General features: G+C 68.2%; 6 protein-coding genes and 1 pseudogene. 2 read left to right on the forward strand and 5 right to left on the reverse strand.

The features are described from left to right. Together DJ73_RS21050 and DJ73_RS13815 are read right to left on the reverse strand one after the other, a co-directional pair. Positions 1-116 (reverse strand): annotated as a pseudogene (locus DJ73_RS21050) (ABC transporter ATP-binding protein); the annotation flags it as partial. 175 nt (positions 117-291) lie between these two features. Further along, positions 292-807, reverse strand: coding sequence for a CNNM domain-containing protein (locus DJ73_RS13815; RefSeq protein WP_094524705.1), 516 nt, complete (start codon positions 805-807; stop codon positions 292-294). Between the two features lie 437 nt (positions 808-1,244). On the opposite strand from DJ73_RS13815, the gene DJ73_RS13820 reads away from it, so the two are divergent. After that, positions 1,245-1,703 (forward strand): SRPBCC family protein, encoded by a 459-nt coding sequence (locus DJ73_RS13820; protein ID WP_094524706.1) that lies wholly within the window; start codon positions 1,245-1,247, stop codon positions 1,701-1,703. A 59-nt stretch (positions 1,704-1,762) separates the two neighbouring features. On the opposite strand, the gene DJ73_RS13825 is transcribed toward DJ73_RS13820, so the two are convergent. The 3 genes from DJ73_RS13825 to DJ73_RS13835 all read right to left on the reverse strand — a co-directional run bounded on the left by DJ73_RS13825 (position 1,763) and on the right by DJ73_RS13835 (position 3,488). After that, positions 1,763-2,416 carry a flavin reductase family protein gene (locus tag DJ73_RS13825; RefSeq protein ID WP_094524707.1) on the reverse strand — a complete coding sequence of 218 codons (654 nt, stop codon included), beginning with the start codon at positions 2,414-2,416 and terminating at the stop codon, positions 1,763-1,765. Further along, positions 2,417-2,899, reverse strand: coding sequence for a VOC family protein (locus DJ73_RS13830; protein ID WP_094524708.1), 483 nt, complete (start codon positions 2,897-2,899; stop codon positions 2,417-2,419). It lies immediately after the preceding gene. Between the two features lie 139 nt (positions 2,900-3,038). Continuing rightward, a complete protein-coding gene (locus DJ73_RS13835; protein WP_094524709.1) occupies positions 3,039-3,488 on the reverse strand; it encodes a DoxX family membrane protein in 450 nt (149 codons plus the stop codon). 69 nt (positions 3,489-3,557) lie between these two features. On the opposite strand from DJ73_RS13835, the gene DJ73_RS13840 reads away from it, so the two are divergent. After that, complete coding sequence (locus DJ73_RS13840) at positions 3,558-3,947, forward strand: helix-turn-helix domain-containing protein (protein WP_094524710.1); 390 nt, start codon at positions 3,558-3,560, stop codon at positions 3,945-3,947. The last annotated feature ends 286 nt before the right edge of the window (positions 3,948-4,233 follow it).

The raw sequence follows: 4,233 nt of genomic DNA on the forward strand, positions 1-4,233 counted from the left end.
CCCGCGCCGTTCGGGCCGACGATGCCGAACACCTCCCCCTCCTCGACGGAGAAGTCGCTGTCGACGACGGCCGCGAAGTCGCCGTACGTCTTCCGCAACCCCGCCACCTCGATCATGGAGACCGGTCGTCCGCGGGCCGGGTTAAACCCACCTCCGCGGCTATCACCCGCGAGAACGGAACCGAGGGAGCCGCGTCGCTCGCGGCACCGGAGCGGAACCGCTCGGACCGTCGGAAGCCGCGGGTCGACATCGACGCTCCGGCGGCCGAGAAGTCCCGACGGTTCGTCCGCGTCAGTCGGTGTACGGCTTCTCGATGTTCGCGTCGCCGCTGATGTACGCGTTCATCCGACGGGTGATCCCGTCGAACAACGTGATGAGCGGCGAGAGGACGCGCTCGACGAGTCGGACCGGCGACGCGATCCGCAGCGACCACGTCTCGGCGTTTCCGAGGCCGAACGCCTTGGGGACGATCTCGCCGAACAAGAGGACGAGAACGCTCGTACAGACGGTCGTCACCACGACCGCGGCGCCGGAGGGGAGGTGGCTGGCGACCAGAACGGTCACGATACTCGAGATGGCGATGTTGACGACGTTGTTACCGACGAGCAGCGTCACCAGCAGTCGATGGGGGTCGTCGTAGAGTTCCTTCAGGACGTGTCCCCGCGGGTCGTCCGAGTCGGCCTGCCGCTCGAACCACTCCGCCGGAAGCGAGAAGATCGCGGTCTCAGAGCTCGAGAAGAACGCGCTGAATCCCAGTAGCACCGTTACCGCGACGATCCCGGCCAACCCGAGTGCGACTCCGACCATACGGTGTATTTAAAAACGACCTCAAAGAGGGTGTCGGCCGGGCGCGATAGGCTCAGGGTCGCTCCGCTCCCGATTCGGCGTACGACGCGCCGCTGGTCGGCCGCGTCGTCAGAACTGGGCAGTCGGTGTCGGTGCGTTACTCCTCTTCTTCCTCTTCCTCGACCGGGTCTCGGCCTCGTTCCCAGACCCGCTTGGCCGATGTGTCGTGCGGTGCAGTGTGCGAGACGTCTTTCATGGTGTCGCGGTCGTCTGCCATATTGGACTAGTCTAGCGATGATCCCCGTATTAACCCTTCGTGGAAAGAGATAATGAGTCCTGATACCATTTAAGGTATTAATATACGTCGGCTTAACTACGACGAGATCGTTTGACGGATCGTGAATTACCGGTCTCGTTCGAACGATAAATCGGACGGACGTTTCGATTTCGACGGGGGTTTGGACCTCGAAGGGCTTTGCGGCCCGAGCGGGTCCGGCGGCGAGTCCGCGTCGACGGTCGTCCGGGAGGGAACGACGCTCGCCGTGGGTCGCGACGTCGCGGTCCCGCCGTCGGTCGCCGCCGAGGCCCTCCGCGACACCCGCACCTGGCCGGACTGGGGGCCGGCGATCGACGCGGTCGAGAGCGACGACCGATACGTGACTCGGGGGACGAGGGGACGGGTCCGGGTCGGCGGCGCGTGGGTCCCGTTCCGCGTGACCGCGTGCAACGGGCGGCGCTGGGACTGGCGGGTCGCCGGGATCCCGGCGACCGGCCACCGCGTCGACAGCTACGCCGGGGCGTCCGACCGCAGCCGCGTCGTCGTCGAGGTGCCGATCGCCGCGGCCTGGTACGTCCCGGTCTGTCGGCGCGCGCTCGACCGGTTCGCGGCGCTCGTGGAGGACGAGACCGAGGGCTAGCGGACTGCGAGGGGAGTCCGTCGAGCGGACGAGAGCGACCGAACTGCGACGACGCCGCGCTACGGCGGCCGCTCCAGCTCGTACCGGTCGTCGGTGCTCGCGTACCAGCCGCCGGCGAGCCGGCCGACCGTGTCGAGCCGGTCCACGTCGATCGCCCCGTCGGTAAGCGCCGCCTCGGCGACGTGGGCGTACACGACCTCGCCGAGCACCAGCGTCGAGGTGCCGATCTCGACGGCGTCGTACAGCCGGCACTCCAGGCTCACGGCCGCCGCGGCCACCCGGGGCGCGTCGACGCGCGCCGACGGCGCGCGGTCGATCCCGACGTGATCGAACTCGCTCTCCCCCGCCTCGAGCGTCGCGCTCGACGCGTTCATCGCCTCGACGACGTCCTCGGTGACGACGTTGACGACGAACGCCTCCGTCTCCAGGGCGTTCGCGAGCGTGTCCTTCGGGTCGGCCGCGGTCGCCACCGGCGAGAACGCGACGACCGGCGGGTCGATCGCGACGGTGTTGAAGAAGCTGTACGGCGCGAGGTTCTCGCCGGCCGGGCCCCGCGAGGAGACCCACGCGATCGGGCGCGGCGTCACCGCGGTCGAGAGCAGGCGGTACGGCGACCCGAAGGCGTCCGGCTCGCCGCTGCGGTGAGACGCCCCGGTCGCCTCGGTCACCGGGTCGTCGTCGGAGCGTTCGTCAGCGAAGCGCTCGTCCGCCATTCAGCTCTCGTACCCCTCGGCGAACGGGTCGATCTCCTCGCTGCCGGGCTCCTCCTCGTCGCGGGTGAACCCCGGCCCCTCCGTCGCCAGCTCGAAGACGAGCCCGTCGGGGTCGCTGAAGTAGATGCTCTTGAAGTAGGTGCGGTCTTTCACCTCGGAGACGCGCACCTCCTGTTCGCGGAGGTGCGCCTGCCACTCGCGGAGCGTCTCCTCGTCCGCGACGCCGAACGCGAAGTGGTGGCTCGCGCCCGGGCCGGGCGCGCCCTGCGAGTTCGGGTACTCGAAGTAGGTGACGTTGGTCCCCGGCTCCCCCGCCGGCGTGGACGAGAAGTAGTAGTGGGGCGTCCCCGGGTCGTCGTAGTTCTGGGTCCGCTTGACCGTGTGCCAGCCGAGCGCGTCCTCGTAGAACGCGACCGTCTCGTCCATGTCGGTGCAGATGTTCGTCACGTGGTGCAGTCCGGTGGTGGGCGGGGCGTCGGTCATGATCGTGTAATCGAGTGGTCGCGGAGTCAGTTAGTGGTACTGGCGGCTCGGAACCGCGGTCAGAAGACGGGACGGTCGGCTCGGCGCGGCCGCGTTCAGTACGGCGCGGTCGCGTTCAGTTCGGCGCGGTCCGGGCCGTTCAGAACAGGCCGATCCCCAGCGCGTAGGGCCACGCGGTGCCGCCGACGGCGAGCAGCGCGACCGCGGCGCCGGCGCCGTAGACGTTCTTGAGGAAGCCCGTCATCTCGTTCTGCTTCTCCTCCGGGTCGTCGACCGACCAGAAGTCGTGCATCGTCACGGCCGAGACGAGCAGGAAGGCGGCGAGCGCGCCGGCCGCGAGCACGGGGAAGACGCCGACGACGATTCCGAGCCCGCCGAGCACGAGCACGAGCCCGGAGGCGACCACCGAGAAGCGGGGCGCCGGGAGCCCCTTGAACTCGGCGTAACCGGCCATGGTGTCGACGTCCATGAAGTGGTTCAGGCCCATGAACGCGAGCGTCGCGCCGAACAGGATCCGGCCGATAAGGAACAGTTCGCCCGCGAGCGGGGCGTCGATCTGTAGCGGTAGCGTCGTGAATTCAGCTAACATCGTGTAACTACGTATACGGACGTAACCTATTTATCGCTTCCCGGACAATAGTGTAAGTAGGTAACACCGATGTCATCGCAGGACCTCGCCGGCTCCGATCCGGCGGAAACGACAGAGACGCAGGCCGAGACGGGCGACGCGTCCGCCCCGGACACCCCGTGCCCCGTCGTCGACTCGCTCGAACAGATCGGCTCGCGCTGGCGGCTCGTCGTCCTCCACGAGCTGTTGAACGGCGAGTCGCGGTTCAACGAGCTCAAGCGCGAGACGGACGCGAACGCACGGACCCTCTCGCGCGTGCTCGACGACCTCCAGGAGACCGGTTTCGTCGACCGCCGGCTCGAAGAGGAGTCGCCGGTGGCGACGTACTACAGCCTCACGCCGAAGGGGGAGTCGCTCGCGCCCGTCTTCGAGGAGATCGACGACTGGGCCCACGAGTGGCTCGCCGAATGTAGCGGGTAGAATCCGGTGACGCGGTCGGCGATCGGTTATAAGTGAAACTCGGTTTCACTGCTGTTTGTTTATAAGCGGTTGCTGATGGATCGAGGGTGAACACCCCCCAAAGCCCCAACCGCGAGGGCTCGCGCCTCTGGAGCCGGCGGCGGAGCCGCCGGCGACTGCCCCTTTGAGTCCCACCCGACCGCAACTCGACTGCAGCCTCGCGCCTCCCCAGCCTCGCCGCGGCCGCCAATGGCGGCCGCGGGCTCCCTCGCGCGTGCCTGTGAGCGGCCCCTCGGTCCGTACGGAT

Source organism: Halorubrum sp. Ea1 (assembly GCF_002252965.1).
Classification (GTDB): domain Archaea; phylum Halobacteriota; class Halobacteria; order Halobacteriales; family Haloferacaceae; genus Halorubrum.